At 74.2% G+C, this 15,392-nt stretch carries 13 protein-coding genes; 12 read left to right on the top strand and 1 reads right to left on the bottom strand.

Annotation, left to right across the window (positions count from 1 at the left end):
• From ACWD6N_RS28490 to ACWD6N_RS28465, 6 genes are all read left to right on the top strand, one after another.
• Nucleotides 1-688: hypothetical protein (locus tag ACWD6N_RS28490; RefSeq protein WP_450005324.1), on the top strand; the 688-nt coding region annotated here is incomplete at its 5' end.
• Nucleotide 689: 1 nt separating this feature from the next.
• Nucleotides 690-2,396 carry a murein biosynthesis integral membrane protein MurJ gene (gene murJ / locus ACWD6N_RS28485; protein WP_450005323.1) on the top strand — a complete coding sequence of 569 codons (1,707 nt, stop codon included), beginning with the start codon at nt 690-692 and terminating at the stop codon, nt 2,394-2,396.
• A gap of 59 nt (nt 2,397-2,455) precedes the next feature.
• Nucleotides 2,456-3,577: a glycosyltransferase family 4 protein gene (locus ACWD6N_RS28480; protein ID WP_354968511.1), complete on the top strand. Its 1,122-nt coding sequence runs from the start codon at nt 2,456-2,458 to the stop codon at nt 3,575-3,577.
• The gene (locus ACWD6N_RS28475) at nt 3,577-6,030 is read left to right on the top strand and encodes a hypothetical protein (protein ID WP_354968495.1); all 2,454 of its coding nucleotides are present in this window, start codon (nt 3,577-3,579) and stop codon (nt 6,028-6,030) included. Before ACWD6N_RS28480 ends, ACWD6N_RS28475 begins: the two co-directional genes overlap by 1 nt.
• A gap of 162 nt (nt 6,031-6,192) precedes the next feature.
• Nucleotides 6,193-7,944: a CTP synthase gene (locus ACWD6N_RS28470; RefSeq protein WP_074318649.1), complete on the top strand. Its 1,752-nt coding sequence runs from the start codon at nt 6,193-6,195 to the stop codon at nt 7,942-7,944.
• Nucleotides 7,941-8,591, top strand: a complete 651-nt coding sequence (locus tag ACWD6N_RS28465) for an NUDIX hydrolase (RefSeq protein ID WP_354968494.1) — start codon at nt 7,941-7,943, stop codon at nt 8,589-8,591. Before ACWD6N_RS28470 ends, ACWD6N_RS28465 begins: the two co-directional genes overlap by 4 nt.
• 101 nt (nt 8,592-8,692) lie before the next feature.
• On the opposite strand, the gene ACWD6N_RS28460 is transcribed toward ACWD6N_RS28465, so the two are convergent.
• Nucleotides 8,693-9,016 carry a TM2 domain-containing protein gene (locus ACWD6N_RS28460; RefSeq protein ID WP_387328814.1) on the bottom strand — a complete coding sequence of 108 codons (324 nt, stop codon included), beginning with the start codon at nt 9,014-9,016 and terminating at the stop codon, nt 8,693-8,695.
• 226 nt (nt 9,017-9,242) lie between these two features.
• Here ACWD6N_RS28460 and ald point away from each other — a divergent pair, with 226 nt between their 5' ends.
• From ald to ACWD6N_RS28430, 6 genes are all read left to right on the top strand, one after another.
• The gene (ald, locus tag ACWD6N_RS28455; RefSeq protein ID WP_074318651.1) at nt 9,243-10,358 is read left to right on the top strand and encodes an alanine dehydrogenase; all 1,116 of its coding nucleotides are present in this window, start codon (nt 9,243-9,245) and stop codon (nt 10,356-10,358) included.
• An 11-nt stretch (nt 10,359-10,369) separates the two neighbouring features.
• The gene (locus ACWD6N_RS28450; RefSeq protein ID WP_387328817.1) at nt 10,370-11,362 is read left to right on the top strand and encodes a site-specific tyrosine recombinase XerD; all 993 of its coding nucleotides are present in this window, start codon (nt 10,370-10,372) and stop codon (nt 11,360-11,362) included.
• 180 nt (nt 11,363-11,542) lie between these two features.
• Nucleotides 11,543-12,466, top strand: coding sequence for a ParA family protein (locus ACWD6N_RS28445; protein ID WP_354968493.1), 924 nt, complete (start codon nt 11,543-11,545; stop codon nt 12,464-12,466).
• Nucleotides 12,467-12,507: 41 nt separating this feature from the next.
• The gene (locus ACWD6N_RS28440) at nt 12,508-13,584 is read left to right on the top strand and encodes a segregation and condensation protein A (RefSeq protein ID WP_354968492.1); all 1,077 of its coding nucleotides are present in this window, start codon (nt 12,508-12,510) and stop codon (nt 13,582-13,584) included.
• A complete protein-coding gene (gene scpB, locus ACWD6N_RS28435) occupies nt 13,577-14,548 on the top strand; it encodes an SMC-Scp complex subunit ScpB (RefSeq protein ID WP_450005322.1) in 972 nt (323 codons plus the stop codon). Before ACWD6N_RS28440 ends, scpB begins: the two co-directional genes overlap by 8 nt.
• Nucleotides 14,535-15,305 carry a pseudouridine synthase gene (locus tag ACWD6N_RS28430; protein ID WP_387328737.1) on the top strand — a complete coding sequence of 257 codons (771 nt, stop codon included), beginning with the start codon at nt 14,535-14,537 and terminating at the stop codon, nt 15,303-15,305. Before scpB ends, ACWD6N_RS28430 begins: the two co-directional genes overlap by 14 nt.
• Nucleotides 15,306-15,392 lie beyond the last annotated feature (87 nt).

The raw sequence follows: 15,392 nt of genomic DNA, 5'->3' as shown, positions 1-15,392 counted from the left end.
GTTCGGCGCCACCAGCGCCGCCTCCGGCGGAGCCGCCCTGGTCGCCGGCCTCGGCGCGGGCGGCGTCGGGCTGTACGACGACGTGGTCGGCGCCCGCCCGGAGCAGAAGGCCGCGAAGGGCTTCACCGGTCACCTCGCCGCGCTGCGCGAGGGACGGGTCACCGCCGGGCTGGTCAAGGTCGTCGGGGTGGGCGCCGCCGGGCTGGGCGCCGCCGCGCTGCTCGCCGCCGATCCCCGGGTCGCCGCGCACCCGCGCCGCCAGCGCCACGGCGCGTTCGGCCGGGGCGTCGACGTGCTGCTCGGCGCCGGGGTGATCGCCGGCACCGCCAACCTGCTCAACCTGCTCGACCTACGCCCCGGACGGGCCATCAAGTCGGGGCTGCTGCTCGGCGCGCCCCTGAGCGGTGGCCCGCACGGCGGGATCGCCGCGGGCGCGGCCGGCGCGGCCGCCGGTCTGCTCCGCGACGACCTGGCCGAGGACGTGATGCTCGGCGACAGCGGCGCGAACGCCCTCGGCGCGGTGCTCGGCGTCGCGCTCGCCGCCCGGACCGGCCCGCTCGGCCGCGCCGGGCTGCTCGCCGTTCTCGCCGGCCTCACCGCCGCCAGCGAGAAGGTCAGCTTCACCTCGGTGATCCAGGGGACCCCGGGGCTGCGGGAGCTTGACGCACTGGGCCGGCGCGCCGACTGACGTGACCAGACCGGCACCCCTCGCCGGCGCCGGCCGGCTGGCCGGGGCAGCCGCGCTCATCGCCGTCCTCACCGTGCTCAGCCGGCTCGCCGGCTTCGGCCGTACCGCCGTGTTCACCTGGAGCCTGGCGCCCACCGACCTCGGCGGCGCCTACGTGGTGGCCAACGCGGTGCCGAACTTCATCTTCGAGATTGTCGCCGGGGGAGCGCTGGCCAGCCTGGTCGTACCGCTGCTGGCCGGTGCGGTCGCCGCCGGCGACCGGACGGCGGTGGCCCGGACCACCGGGGCGTTGCTGACCTGGACGCTGGCTCTGCTGGTGCCGCTCGCGCTGCTGGTCGTGCTGTTGGCCGGGCCGGTGATCGGGGCGCTGGGCGACGGCCTGACCGCCGCCCAGCAGCAGAGCGGGACCCGGATGCTGCGGGTCTTCGCCCCGCAGTTGCCGCTGTACGGCGTCGGCATCGTGCTCACCGGGGTGCTCCAGGCGCACCGACGCTTCGCCTGGCCGGTGCTAGCCCCGCTGCTGTCCAGCCTCACCGTGATCGTCGTCTACCTGGGGTTCACCTCGACCCAGGGCCGACTGGCCACGGTCGGCGGGGTGACTCCCGGCGGCGAGCTGCTGCTCTCGGCCGGTACCACCCTCGGCGTGGTGGTGCTGTCGCTGTCGCTGCTGATTCCGATGCGGCGGCTGCGCCTGCGGTTGCGGCCCGGGTTCGGGTTCCCCTCCGACGCGCGGGCCCGGGTCGGGGGCCTGGCAGTGGCTGGCGCGGTCACCGTCACCACGCAGCAGATCGCGCTGATCGTCAGCCTTCACCAGGTCACCTACGGCGCGCAGACCAACCCTGGGGTGTACAACCTGGCGCAGACCGTCTATCTGCTGCCCTGGGCGGTGCTGACCGTGCCGCTGGCCATCGCCGCGTACCCGACCCTGGCCGCCGCCCGCGCCGCCGGGGACGAGGACACCTACCGGGCGACCCTCGCCCCGGCCGTGCGTGGGGTGCTCCTGTTCAGCTGCCTCGGCGCGGCCGCGTTGATTGGCACCGCCGGGTCGATCGGGCAGGTCTTCTTCAGCAACGCGGCCACCGCCTCGACCGCCGCCGCCGCGATCATCGGGTTCGCGCCGGGTCTGCTCGGCTACGGCCTCTTCGCGGTGCTCACCCGGGCGCTCTACGCCCGGGGGGCAACCCGGGCGGCAACCGTCGCCACGGCGGTCGGCTGGCTGGTGGTTCCCGCCGCCGTCCTGTTGCTCGGCGTGCTGCTGCCGCTGCGGGATCGGGTACTCGCGGTGACGGCAGCGAACTCGGTGGGAATGCTGGTGCTCGGGGCGCTGCTGCTCGCGGCGGTGTGGCGCGGCGCCGGCCGTACGGCGTTGGCCGGCGCGACCCGGGCCGGCGCGGCAGGCGCTCTGGCCGCAGTGCTCGCCGCGCTCGCCGGGCTCGGCCTCACCCGGTGGTTCGACACGCCGGGCGGCGGCACCCCGACGATGGTGGCGGCACTCGGTCAGGGCATGCTGTCCGGGGTTCTGGTTGGGGTCGTGTTCCTCGCCGTGGTCTGGTTCGTCGACCGGCGGGACGTACGGCCGCTGCTGGCCGGGGTGCTGCGGCGTCTGGGCCGGGCGGGACGGCGCGGGTCGCGGGACGGGGCCGGCACGCCGACGCCGGGCGCGGTCCCCCCGGAGCAGGACGACGGGAAGGAGACGGTGGTCCGGTGAGCGCGAGGAGTGAGCCGTCTCAGCCCGTCCTGCCCACCGGATGGTCGGGCAGCGTTGCGATGGTGCTCGCCTCCAGCACCGGCGGGGTCGGCCAGCACGTCCGCTCGGTGGCGCGCGGGCTCGTCGCGGCCGGTGCCACCGTGCTGGTGTGTGGGCCGGCGGCGACGCAGGAGCAGTTCGACTTCGCCGGGGTCGGCGCGCGTTTCCAGCCGGTGGAGATTCCGGCCAGCCCGACGCCGGCCGACGCTCGCGCGGTGCTCGCCCTGCGCCGGGCGCTCGCCGCCGCCCGGGTCGACGTGGTGCACGCGCACGGTCTGCGCGCCGGGCTGGTGGCCGTGCTGGCCCGTCCGGCCGCCCCGCTGGTCGTGACCTGGCACAACGCGGTGCTCGCCGGCGGGTTGCGGGGCGGGATGTCCCGGCTCGCCGAGCGGGTGGTGGCCCGGGGCGCCCGGGTGGCCCTCGGGGCCTCCGCGGACCTGGTGGAACGGGCCGCCGCGCTGGGTGCCGCTGACGCCCGGCTCGCCCCGGTCGCCGCGCCGACGCTGCCCGCGCCGCGTCGACGCCCCGCCGCCGTGCGGGCCGAGTTCGGTGTCCGCCCGGACCAGCCGCTGATCGTCTCGGTGGGCCGGCTGCACCCGCAGAAGCGGTACGACGTGCTGATCGACGCGGCGGCCCGCTGGCGTACCCGTACTCCACCGCCGGTCGTGGTGATCGCCGGCAGTGGCCCGGCCTACCTGCCGCTGGCCGCCCGGACCTCGGCGGCCCGCGCCCCGGTGACCCTGCTGGGGCACCGCACGGACGTGGCCGACCTGCTCGCCGGCGCCGACCTCGCGGTGGTGACCAGCGACTGGGAGGCCCGGCAGCTCTTCGCCCAGGAGGCGCTGCGGGCCGGCGTACCGCTGGTGGCCACCGCGGTCGGCGGGCTGCCGGAGCTGGTCGGCGATGCCGCCGCGCTGGTCCCCGCCGGCGACGTGGACGCCGTCGACGCGGCGGTGCGCGTGTTGCTCGACGACCCGGCGGCCCGGGCCGAGCTGGGCCGGCGCGGCGCCGAGCGGGCGGCGACGTGGCCCACCGAGGCGGACACCGTGGCCGCGTTGGCGGCCCTCTACGCCGAGTTGGCAGCGACGCCCACCGGCCCGGCGACCCCGGATTCCGACGCCCCGATGACGGGACACCGGTGATGCTGCGCCGACTCGCCCCCGCCCTGTTGACCGTGCTCGTGGTGGCGTTGGGCGTCACCGCGCTGTCCGCGCGTCCGCCGCAGGGCAGTCCGGAGCGCACCGCTGACTTCGTGGTGCTCGCCGGGATCGCGGGGCTGCGCTGGGAGGACGTGGATCCGCAGACCACTCCGACGCTGTGGCGGATGGCCCAGGACGGCTCGATCGGCTCGCTGTCGGTGCGCTCCGCGCACCGGCCCACCTGTCCGGTGGACGGCTGGTTGACCCTGGGCGCGGGCAGCTTCGCCGCGTGGAACGGCAGCCGGTCGGCCGGTGGCTGCCCGCCGGCCGGGGTGGTTGTGGAGCAGCCGGACGGCATCGGCGCGAACCTGCCCGATCAGGAGAGCGTGGTCCAGTACAACCAGCAGCGGCTGCCCTGGGACACCATGCCCGGGTCGCTGTCGGAGTCGGTGCGCTGCTCGGTCGCGGTCGGTCCGGGTGCGGCGGTGGCCGCCGCCCGACCGTTCGGCCGGGTCGACCGGTACGCGTCGGGGCTGCCGGCCGATCCGCGCGCGCTGCTCGGCTCGTGCGTGCTGAGCATCGTCGACCTCGGCACGGTCGACGGGACCGACCCGGCGGCGCGCGCCGCGGCGGCCCGCTCGGCGGACGCCCAGCTGGCCCGGGTGCTGGCCGCCCGGCCGCCGCGTTCACTGGTGCTGGTCGCCGGGGTCTCCGACACCGCCCAGCCGTCCCGACTGCACGTGGCGGTGGCCGACGGGCCGGGCTGGGAGCGGGGCTGGCTCACCTCGGCCAGCACCGGCCGGGACGGCTACCTGCAACTTGTCGACCTCGCGCCGACCGCGCTGGCCGCGCTGGGCCGGCCGATGCCGGAGCGGCTCTTCCTCGGCCGGCCGGCGGTCAGCACCGGCGGCCGCCCGGCCGACCTGGCCGAGGCGATCACCGTGCCGGCCGACGCGGACCAGGAGGCGGCCGCGCAGCGGACCGTCTCCGGCCGGTTCTTCACCCTGCTCGCCGGGTTGCAGGTCCTGCTGGCCCTCGCGGTGCTGCCGCTGCTGCGTCGGGCCCGCCCGCACGCCGGGCCGGCGGGGCCGACGCCGGCGCCCGCGCGGGTCGTGGCGGTGGTGGAGCTGCTGCTGGTGGCCGCGGCGTTGACCGTGCCGGCGGCGCTGCTCGCCGACGCGGTGCCGTGGTGGCGCGGCGAGCATTCAGGTTGGATCTTCGCCGGGGTCACCGCGCTGCTGGTGGCGGCCGGCACCGCGGCGGTCCGGTTCGTCCCCGGGTACGCGGGCACCCTCGGCCCGTTCGGCGCGGTGGCCGGCCTCACCACCCTCGTCGTCGGGTTGGACGTGCTCACCGGGGCCCGTCTCCAGCTCAACGGCGTGGTCGGCTACTCCGCGTTGCAGGGTGGCCGGTACTCCGGCCTGAGCACGGTCGGGTTGGGGGTGTTCCTCGCCGGCGCGCTGCTGAGCGCGGGCTGGCTCGCCCAGCGGGTGCACCGCACCTGGCGGCCGGCGGTGATGGTGGCCGTCGGTGGTCTCGCCGTCGTGGTGGTCGGCAGCCCGTACCTGGGCGCCGATCCGGTCGGCGCGATCGCGTTGACCGCCGGGCTGAGCGTGGCCGCCGCGATCAGCGCCGGCGGCTGGCTGACGATCAGCAGGCTGGCCTGGGCCACCATGGCCGCCCTGGCGGTCGGCATCGGCTTCGCCGTGGTGGACCTGCGCCGTCCGGCGGCGGAGCGGGGCAGCCTGGGTCGGTTCCTGTCCGCCGTGGGCGACGGCACCGGCGGGTTCACCGTGCACCGGTCCAGCGCCGCGAACTTCGAGACGCTGGTCAACAGCCCGCTGACCCTGCTGGCTCTGGCCGGTGGCCTGCTGGTGTGGTTCGCCCTGTTGCAGCCGTGGGGCGGGCTGACGCGACTGTTCGGCATCTACCCGGCCGTCCGGGCCGCGCTGGCCGGTACCGCGGTCGCCGCGGTGCTCGGTGGCGTGCTCGACGGCGCGGCGCTGGACATCGCGGGGGCCGCCGCCGCGGTGGTGGTGCCGGTGGCCGCGCTGGCCTCGCTGCGGGTGCTCCGGCACGCCGCGGACCGCACCCGCCCGGGCGGGGGGCGTGCCCGCGACGACGGCGCCGACGACGATTCCGGCTTCGGCGGGACCGGGCCGGCTGGTGGCGGTGACGGCCCGACCGGCGGTGGTGGGCCCCTGGGCGCGGTTCATCCCCGCCCGATCAGCGGCCCGCCCGCCGGCCCACCAGGAAAGGCCGGGCGACCCCCGGACGCGGCCACGCCGGCGGAAAGCGCGCCCGACGACCCGGACACCCCGGAGCCGGACGCCCCGGCGGCGCCGGCGCAACGACCGGCCGACCCGTCGGAGGCCGACCCCTCGGACACCGCGCCGACGGTGGCGCGGCCGCCCCGGCAGGTCACCCGATCATCGACCGAGGTTGCCGCCCCCTGAGTGCCGGGACGCCGTCGTGGTGCCCCGAGGTGTCGCACCCGGGTGCGGCCTGCGAGTACCCGTCCGGGAGGTGTTACCGTGGAATCCCGTGGATCGCGTGATCACTTTGCTGATCAAGCACGGCGGTCTGCATGACCGCGACAGACGACACGGGAGCAGGCCTTGGCCCCATCAGCACGGACGACCAGGCACATTTTCGTCACCGGGGGCGTCGCCTCCTCGCTGGGTAAGGGCCTCACCGCCTCCAGCCTCGGCAACCTGTTGACCGCGCGCGGGCTGCGCGTCGTGATGCAGAAGCTCGACCCCTACCTCAACGTCGACCCGGGAACGATGAACCCGTTCCAGCACGGCGAGGTCTTCGTCACCGAGGACGGCGCCGAGACCGACCTCGACGTCGGGCACTACGAGCGTTTCCTGGACCGGGCGCTGTCCGGCAAGGCGAACGTCACCACGGGCCAGATCTACTCCGACGTGATCGCCAAGGAGCGGCGCGGCGAGTACCTGGGCGACACCGTCCAGGTCATCCCGCACATCACCAACGAGATCAAGTCCCGGATCCTGGCGATGGGCGACCCGGACGACGACGGCCACGTCCCCGACGTGGTGATCACGGAGGTCGGCGGCACGGTCGGCGACATCGAGTCGCTGCCGTTCCTGGAGGCGATCCGCCAGGTCCGCCACGACCTTGGCCGGGACAACTGCTTCTACCTGCACGTCTCGTTGGTGCCGTATCTGGCGCCGTCTGGTGAGCTGAAGACCAAGCCGACCCAGCACTCGGTGGCTCAGCTGCGCAACATCGGCATCCAGCCGGACGCCATCGTGCTGCGCTGCGACCGGGAGATCCCGGAGAAGCTCAAGGAGAAGCTGTCGCTCTACTGCGACGTGGACGCCGAGGCGGTCGTCGCCGCGCCGGACGCGCCGAGCATCTACGACATCCCGAAGGTGCTGCACCGCGAGGGGCTGGACGCGTACGTGGTGCGCCGGCTCGGGCTCTCCTTCCGGGACGTGGACTGGACCAGCTGGGACGACCTGCTGGAGCGGGTGCACCGGCCCCGGCACACGGTCACCGTCGCGGTGGTCGGCAAGTACGTCGACCTGCCCGACGCGTACCTGTCGGTGAGCGAGGCGATCCGGGCGGCCGGGTTCGGCCACCGCGCCCGGGTGCAGCTGCGCTGGGTGCCCAGCGACGAGTGCGTCACCCCGGCCGGCGCCGCGGCGGCCCTGGCGGGCGTGGACGGCATCCTCATCCCCGGCGGTTTCGGGGTGCGCGGCATCGAGGGCAAGATCGGCACCGCCCGGTACGCCCGGGAGAACGGCATCCCGCTGCTCGGCCTCTGCCTCGGCCTGCAGTGCATGACCATCGACGTGGCCCGGCACCTGGCCGGCCTGGACGGCGCGAACTCGCTGGAGTTCGACGAGCAGGCCGCGCACCCGGTCATCGCCACGATGGCCGACCAGGAGGACATCGTCGCCGGCAAGGGCGACCTGGGCGGCACGATGAGGCTCGGCGCGTACCCGGCGACGCTGACCGAGGGCTCGATCGTCGCCGAGGCGTACGGGAGCACCGACATCAGCGAGCGGCACCGGCACCGGTACGAGGTGAACAACGCCTACCGGGACGCGCTGACCAAGGCGGGCCTGCACATCTCCGGCACCTCGCCGGACGGCCGGCTGGTCGAGTTCATCGAGCTGGACCGGGGTCTGCACCCGTTCTTCGTGGCCACCCAGGCGCACCCGGAGCTGAAGAGCCGCCCCACCCGCCCGCACCCGCTGTTCGCCTCGTTCGTCAAGGCCGCCGTGGCGTACTCGCAGGCCGACCAGCTTCCGGTCGACCTGGACGCGGCGACGGAGGCCCCGACGGCGCGTCGGGCCGCCCGCAACGGCGCCGCGACGAAGGCGTCGTCCGCGTCGTGAGCGAGGGCGGCGAGCGGGCCAACGGGCACAGCGGCGCGGCGCGAAGCGCCGTCGAGCACCGCTACCAGGTGCGCTCGCGCGAGGAGCGCTACCAGGGCCGGATCTTCGCCGTGGTCAGCGAGGAGGTGACCATGCCGGGCGGCGGGACCGCGATGCGTGACCTCGTCCGGCATGTCGGGGCGGTGGCCGTGGTGGCGCTCGACGACGCCGGCCAGGTGGTGCTGATCCGCCAGTACCGGCATCCGGTCGGCCGGCACCTGTGGGAGTTGCCGGCCGGGCTCATGGACGTGTCCGGCGAGGAGTTGCCGGCCGCCGCGCTGCGGGAGTTGGCCGAGGAGGCCGACCTCACCGCCGGGCGGATCGACGTCCTGGTCGACCTGCACAGCTCGCCCGGGTTCACCGACGAGATGGTCCGGGTCTACCTGGCCCGGGACCTGGCCGACGTGCCGGCCGGCGAGCGCCACGACCGCCGGGACGAGGAGGCCGACCTCCAGGTCGTGCGGATCGACCTGGACGAGGCCGTCGGCATGGTCCTGGCCGGCGAGATCACCAACGCCTCCGCGGTGGCCGGGCTGCTGGCCGCGGCCCGCGCCCGGGACACCGGCTGGTCGGCGCTGCGTCGCGCGGACGCACCGCTGCCGCGCTGAGAGGTCGCCGCCGGACCGCACCCGGGCGGCACCGGCGAGGGGTACGCGCGAAAGGGCCCCGCGGCACGCGTGCCGCGGGGCCCTTGTCCTGGTCCGGTCAATCAGTCGCGCAGCGGCCGGCCCTGCGCGTCCGTGCCGCCGTTGACCAGGATGAGGATGCCGTCGATGAGGCCCCAGATGCTGCCGAAGCCGAGGGTGCACACGCTCACGACGAGCTGCAGCACACCGATCTTGATGTCGCCGATGTAGAACCGACCGGCGCCGAAGAAGCCGAGCAGGATGCCGAGGACGCCCGCGACGACCTTGCTCTTGTCGGAGACGCCCTGGGGGTACCCCGGCTGGTAAGGAGGAGTGGTCATGGGCCGACACATTAGTGATCCACTCGCCCGCTGTCCGCAGCGGGACCCACCAGATGGGACGATAATGGGCGAACATTGTCCTGACGGCTGAGGTTGCCCCCCACCGCCGACCCGGTCGATGCCCTGACACTCCGTCAGGTCACCCCGGCACCGGATGCCACTGTGCTGGCCCGCGGCGGGGTCGGGCGCGCCTAGACTGCCGCCGGCGGGACCGGTGGACCGCGGTGGCAACGGGGCCGTCGCGGCACCGAGCAGTCGGGGGAGAGCAGCCCCGAAGAGAGGTGTCTGCATCGTGAAGGTCGGAATCCCGCGCGAGGTCAAGAACCACGAGTACCGCGTGGCGATCACGCCGGCGGGCGTCAACGAATTCACCCGCAGCGGTCACCAGGTCTTCGTCGAGTCCGGCGCCGGCATCGGCTCCAGCATCAGCGACGAGGAGTTCGCCACGGCGGGCGCCAAGATCCTCGCCACCGCCGACGAGGTGTGGGAGACCGCCGAGCTGGTGCTCAAGGTCAAGGAGCCGATCGCCGAGGAGTACCACCGGATGCGCGAGGGGCAGGTGCTCTTCACCTACCTGCACCTGGCCGCCTCCAAGGAGTGCACCGACGCGCTGATCGACCGGAAGGTCACCGGCATCGCGTACGAGACCGTCGAGCTGCCCGACCGGTCGTTGCCGCTGCTCGCCCCGATGTCCGAGGTGGCCGGCCGGCTCGCCCCGCAGGTGGGCGCCTTCTACATGATGCGCACCGGCGGTGGGCGCGGCGTGCTGCCCGGCGGCGTCTCCGGGGTGTACGCGGCCAAGACCGTGGTCATCGGCGCCGGCGTGTCCGGCATGAACGCCGCCGTGATCGCGCTGGGCCTGCAGTCCGAGGTGCTGCTGCTGGACAAGAACGTCGCCCGGCTGCGCCAGGCCGACGCCATCTACCGGGGCCACCTGCAGACCGTCGCCTCCAACGCGTACGAGATCGAGCGGGCCGTGCTCGACGCGGACCTGGTCATCGGCGCGGTGCTGGTGCCCGGCGCCAAGGCGCCGACCCTGATCTCCAACGAGCTGGTCTCCCGGATGAAGCCGGGCAGCGTGCTGGTCGACATCGCCATCGACCAGGGTGGCTGCTTCGAGGACTCGCGCCCCACCACGCACGCCGACCCGGTCTACAAGGTGCACGAGTCGATCTTCTACTGCGTGGCGAACATGCCCGGCGCGGTGCCGAACACCAGCACCTACGCGCTGACCAACGTCACCCTGCCGTACGCGCTGGAGCTGGCCAACCAGGGCTGGCGCGAGGCGCTGCGTCGCGACCCGGCGCTGGCGCTGGGCCTGAACACCCACGACGGCCGGGTGACCTACGGCCCGGTCGCCGAGTCGCACGGCATGGACGTGCTCCCGCTGGCCGACGTGCTGGCCTGAGCGGCGGCGGGCTGACCGGCATCGCGGACGGGGCCGGCGCGGGCGAGCAGCCCGCGCCGGCCCTGCGCCGTGCCGTCCGCGGCTACCTCGACCACCTCACCGTCGAGCGGGGCCTGTCCGCCAACACCCTCGCCTCGTACCGCCGGGACCTGGACCGCTACCTCACCACCCTGGTGGACGCCGACATCACCGACCTCGCGTCGGTCGGCGCCGGCGTCGTCGAATCGCACCTGGCCCGGCTGCGCGCCGGCGACGACGCGCACCCGCCGCTGGCGGTCTCCTCCGCCGCCCGCGCGGCCAGCGCGGTACGCGGCCTGCACCGCTTCGCGCTGCGCGAGGGGCTGGCCGGGGCCGACCCCAGCCGCGACGTCCGCCCACCCACCCCGCCGCGCCGGCTGCCCCGGGCGCTGCCGGTCGACGACGTGGTCCGGCTGCTGGAGACCGCCGGCCCGGTCACCGCGAGCGGCGAGGGCGCGCCGCTCGCGCTGCGCGACCGGGCGCTGCTGGAATTCCTGTACGGCACCGGCGCGCGGATCTCCGAGGCGGTCGGCGCCGCGGTCGACGACCTCGACGCCGACGAGGGCACCGTGCTGCTGCGCGGCAAGGGCGGCCGGGTGCGCCTGGTGCCGATCGGCGGTTACGCCGTGCAGGCGGTGCGCGCCTACCTGGTTCGGGCCCGGCCCGGGCTGGCCTCGGCCGGCCGGGGCACCCCGGCGGTCTTCCTCAACGCCCGCGGCGGCGCGTTGACCCGGCAGGGCGCCTGGGCCATCCTGCGCCGCGCGGCCGGCCGTGCCGGGCTGCCGGTCGACGGGCCCGCCGCGGTCTCCCCGCACACCCTGCGCCACTCGTACGCCACCCACCTGCTCGACGGCGGCGCCGACGTGCGGGTGGTCCAGGAACTGCTCGGGCACGCGTCGGTGACCACCACCCAGGTCTACACACTGGTGACCGTCGAGCGGCTGCGCGAGGTGTACGCCACCGCCCACCCGCGTGCCCGGGGCTGAGCCCGGTCGCGGTCGGTCCCGACACGCCGGGCCGGTGCCGAAGCCCCTGCTGGTCGGTGGCGTACAGTCGGCATCGGCGCGGACCTCCTGGGGCGACACGACCGGGGTGCGCAGCGGCGCCGCGAAGGACGTCGGACGGCTCCGACGCCGGGTGGGTCGTCGGGAGGGGGCAACGAGCACATGGCTGGCAACGGTGACCGTGCCGAGACCTGGACGTCGGAGCTCCGCGAGCAGCAGGCCACGCTCGGTGCGGACCTGGGTCCGGCAGATCCGGCGGCATACACGATGCGCAAGCCGATCCCCGAGCCGATGCCCACCGATCGGCACGGCCCGGCGCGCATCATCGCGATGGCCAACCAGAAGGGCGGCGTCGGCAAGACCACCACCACCATCAACCTGGGCGCGGCGCTGGCCGAGTACGGCCGCAAGGTGCTGCTGGTCGACTTCGACCCGCAGGGCGCGCTCTCGGTGGGGCTGGGGGTCAACCCGCACAACCTCGACCTGTCCATCTACAACCTGCTCATGCAGGACGACATCGTCGCCGAAGACGTCGTGATCAAGACCGACGTGGCGGGGCTGCACCTGCTGCCGGCCAACATCGACCTCTCCGCCGCCGAGATCCAGCTCGTCAACGAGGTCGCCCGGGAGATGGCGCTGGCCCGGGTGCTGCGAACGGTCCGCAAGGAATACGACTACATCCTGATCGACTGCCAGCCCTCGCTCGGCCTCCTGGCGATCAACGCGCTGACCGTCGCGCACGGCGTGCTCATCCCACTCGAGTGCGAGTTCTTCAGCCTGCGCGGCGTAGCGCTGCTGCTGGACACCATCGACAAGGTGCGCGAGCGGCTCAACTTCGACTTGGAGCTCGAGGGCATCCTCGCGACCATGTACGACAGCCGCACCACGCACTGCCGGCAGGTGCTGCAGAGGGTCGTCGAGGCGTTCGGCGACAAGGTCTACCAGACGGTCATCACCAAGACGGTGAAGTTCCCCGAGTCCACCGTGGCCGGTGCCCCGATCACCACACTGGACCCGGCGTCCTCCGGGGCACGCAACTACCGCCAACTGGCCCGTGAGGTGATCGCCGCCCAGTCGGAGCGGTAGCCGGAACGCCCGGTGCCCGCCTCGTGGACTACGGTCGTCCGGTGACCGCGCCACCCCTCGACCCGCCGGCCGGGCCGCACGAGGCCGCCGCCCCGGCGGTCGCCGCCGAGCTGGCCGCCGAGGTCGACGGCGTACTGCCCGCCGACCCGCCGAGCGCCCCCGGCTTCACCGTGCGGCTGGCCAACTTCACCGGCCCGTTCGACCTGCTGCTGCAACTGATCGGCAAACACAAACTCGACGTCACCGAGGTGGCCCTGCACAAGGTCACCGACGAGTTCATCGCCTACATCCGGGCCATGGGCGACAAGTGGGACCTCGACGAGGCCAGCGAGTTCCTGCTGATCGCCGCGACCCTGCTCGACCTGAAGGCGGCCCGGCTGCTGCCCGCCGCCGAGGTAGAGGACGAGGCGGACCTCGCCCTGCTGGAGGCACGGGACCTGCTCTTCGCCCGGCTGTTGCAGTACAAGGCGTACAAGGAGGCGGCGGCGCACATCGCCGAGCTGGAGGCGGTCGGCGGTCGGCGCTATCCGCGGGCGGTCAGCCTGGAGCCCCGGTACGCCGAGGCGCTGCCCGACCTGGTGCTCGGCATCGGCCCGCAGCGGCTGTTGAAGCTGGCCGTGAAGGCGATGACCCCGAAGCCGGTGCCGGAGGTCTCCATCGCCCACGTACACATGGTCCGGGTCAGCGTCCGGGAGCACGCCGGGATCCTCGCCACCCGGCTGCGCCGGGCCGGCACCGCCACCTTCTCGCTGCTCTGCGCCGACTGCGAGGCCACCCTGGAGGTGGTGGCCCGGTTCCTCGCGCTGCTGGAGCTGTACCGGGAGGGGTTGGTGGCCTTCGTGCAGGAGCAGGCTCTGGAAGAGCTGACCGTGCGCTGGACCGGCCCGACCGACGGCGACACGGACCTGCACGTCGACGAGTACGCCGGCACCCCGGCCGACCCGGAGCCGGCGGGTGCGGCCGAGTTGGATTCGGTGGGTACGGCGGAGCTGGATCCGGCGGGTGTCGCCGAGCTGGATCCGGCGGGTGTCGCCGAGCTGGAGCCGGACCCGGTGCGGGCGAGGCAAGCCGGCGGATCGGACGAGACGGGAACGACGGAGGGCGAGCGGGATGAGTGACGAGGAACGCCGGGACTCCCTGGCCGACCAGGCCGCCGCCTGGATCCCCCCGTGGGAACGCCCCCGCCCGCCTGCCTCCACCCCCGACGCCGACGCCGATGCCACTCCCGACGCCGACGCCGACCGCGACGGCGAGCCGACCCCACCCGCCACCCCCGAGCCGGCTCTGTCCCCACCCGTTGTCAGCGAGCTGATCCCGTCCCCACCCGGCACCGCCGAGCCGACCCCTGCCGGAGATCTTGGAAGCGAACCGCCCCTCCCGGGGCCGGAATCTTCCAAGATCGCGGAGGAGGCCGGCGAGGCCGGCGCGGGTGAGGCTGACGGGGCCGTGGGGGAGGGCGTGGCTGGGGACGTACCCCCTCGGTCGGTTGTGGGGCGGCGAAGGGCGCCGGCCGCGCCGGAGCCCGCGCCGGAGTTGTCCGACGCCGAGCTGCGCGGCGCGCTGGAGGCGATCCTGCTGGTGGTCGACGAGCCGGTCAGCGAGCTGGTCCTGGCCCAGGTGCTGGAACAGCCGGCCGAGCGGGTCGGGCCGATGCTCGACGAGATCGCCGCCGGTTACACCGCCGCCGGGCACGGTTTCGAGCTGCGCCGGGCGGCTGGCGGCTGGCGGCTCTACACCCGGCCGGAATACGCGACCTATGTCGAACGGTTCGTGTTGGACGGGCAGTCCGTGCGGCTGACCCAGGCGGCGCTGGAGACCCTCGCCGTGGTCGCCTACAAGCAGCCGGTGACCCGATCGCGCATCTCGGCCATCCGGGGTGTGAACTGCGACGGGGTCATCCGTACGCTGGTTACCCGCGGCCTTGTCGAGGAGTGCGGCACCGAACCGGACAGCGGGGCGTTCCTTTACCAGACCACCACGCTGTTCCTGGAGAAGCTCGGGCTGAACACCGTCGACGAGCTGCCGCCACTCGCACCCTTCCTGCCCGACGACGTAGAAGAGCTTGCCGATGCGACCCGATAACCGTTCCCCGAAACCCGACGCCCCCGTCTTCGAAGGGGCAGAGCGCCTGCAGAAGGTGCTCGCCGCCGCTGGCGTGGGTTCCCGGCGCGCCTGCGAGGACCTGATCTTCCGCCGCCGCGTCACGGTGGACGGGCGCGTCGCCAAGCTGGGCGACAAGGTCGACCCCGCCACCGCGGTGATCCACGTGGACGGCGAGCGCCTCCAGGTCGACATTCGCCTGGTCTACGTGGCGATGAACAAGCCGCGCGGGGTGGTTACCACCATGGCGGACGACAAGGGACGCAACGAGCTGGCCGAGTTCATCGGCAACCGGGTGGAGCAGCGGGTCTACCACGTTGGGCGGCTCGACGCGGACAGCGAGGGCCTGCTGCTGCTCACCAACGACGGCACTCTCGCGCACAAGCTCATGCACCCCTCGTACGAGGTGCTGAAGACCTACCTCGCCGAGGTGGTCGGGCCGATCCCGCGCAACCTGAGCAAGCGGCTGCTGGCCGGCGTCGAGCTGGAGGACGGGCCGGTCAAGGTCGACTCGTTCAAGGTGGTGGACACTCTGGGTAAGACCGCCCAGGTGGAGCTGAGCCTGCACGAGGGGCGCAAGCACATCGTCCGGCGGCTGATGGAGGAGGTCGGACACCCGGTCACCCGGCTGGTGCGTACCTCGATCGGGCCCATCCGGCTGGGTGACCTGCGTACCGGGCGGATCCGGCGGTTGACCAACGCCGAGGTCGCCGCGCTGTTCAACGCGGTGGGTGACTGACCCCCGAGTTTGGGGTACGGCTGCCGGTAGGCTCCGGAACGGCCGAGGCGTGGCCGCTCGGGTGGCGTGGGTCGCCCCCGGCGGCGT

The organism is Micromonospora sp. NPDC005163 (assembly GCF_053599835.1).
The sequence above is the reverse complement of the archived record's forward strand: the minus strand, read 5'-3'. Positions and strand labels throughout refer to the sequence as shown.

What these genes read in the sequence shown, in the direction of transcription:
- ACWD6N_RS28445 (WP_354968493.1), top strand. Translation starts at nt 11,543, where the DNA reads ATGGCTGGCAACGGTGACCGTGCCGAGACCTGGACGTCGGAGCTCCGC.
- ACWD6N_RS28430 (WP_387328737.1), top strand. Translation starts at nt 14,535, where the DNA reads ATGCGACCCGATAACCGTTCCCCGAAACCCGACGCCCCCGTCTTCGAA.
- scpB (WP_450005322.1), top strand. Translation starts at nt 13,577, where the DNA reads ATGAGTGACGAGGAACGCCGGGACTCCCTGGCCGACCAGGCCGCCGCC.
- ACWD6N_RS28480 (WP_354968511.1), top strand. Translation starts at nt 2,456, where the DNA reads ATGGTGCTCGCCTCCAGCACCGGCGGGGTCGGCCAGCACGTCCGCTCG.
- ACWD6N_RS28475 (WP_354968495.1), top strand. Translation starts at nt 3,577, where the DNA reads ATGCTGCGCCGACTCGCCCCCGCCCTGTTGACCGTGCTCGTGGTGGCG.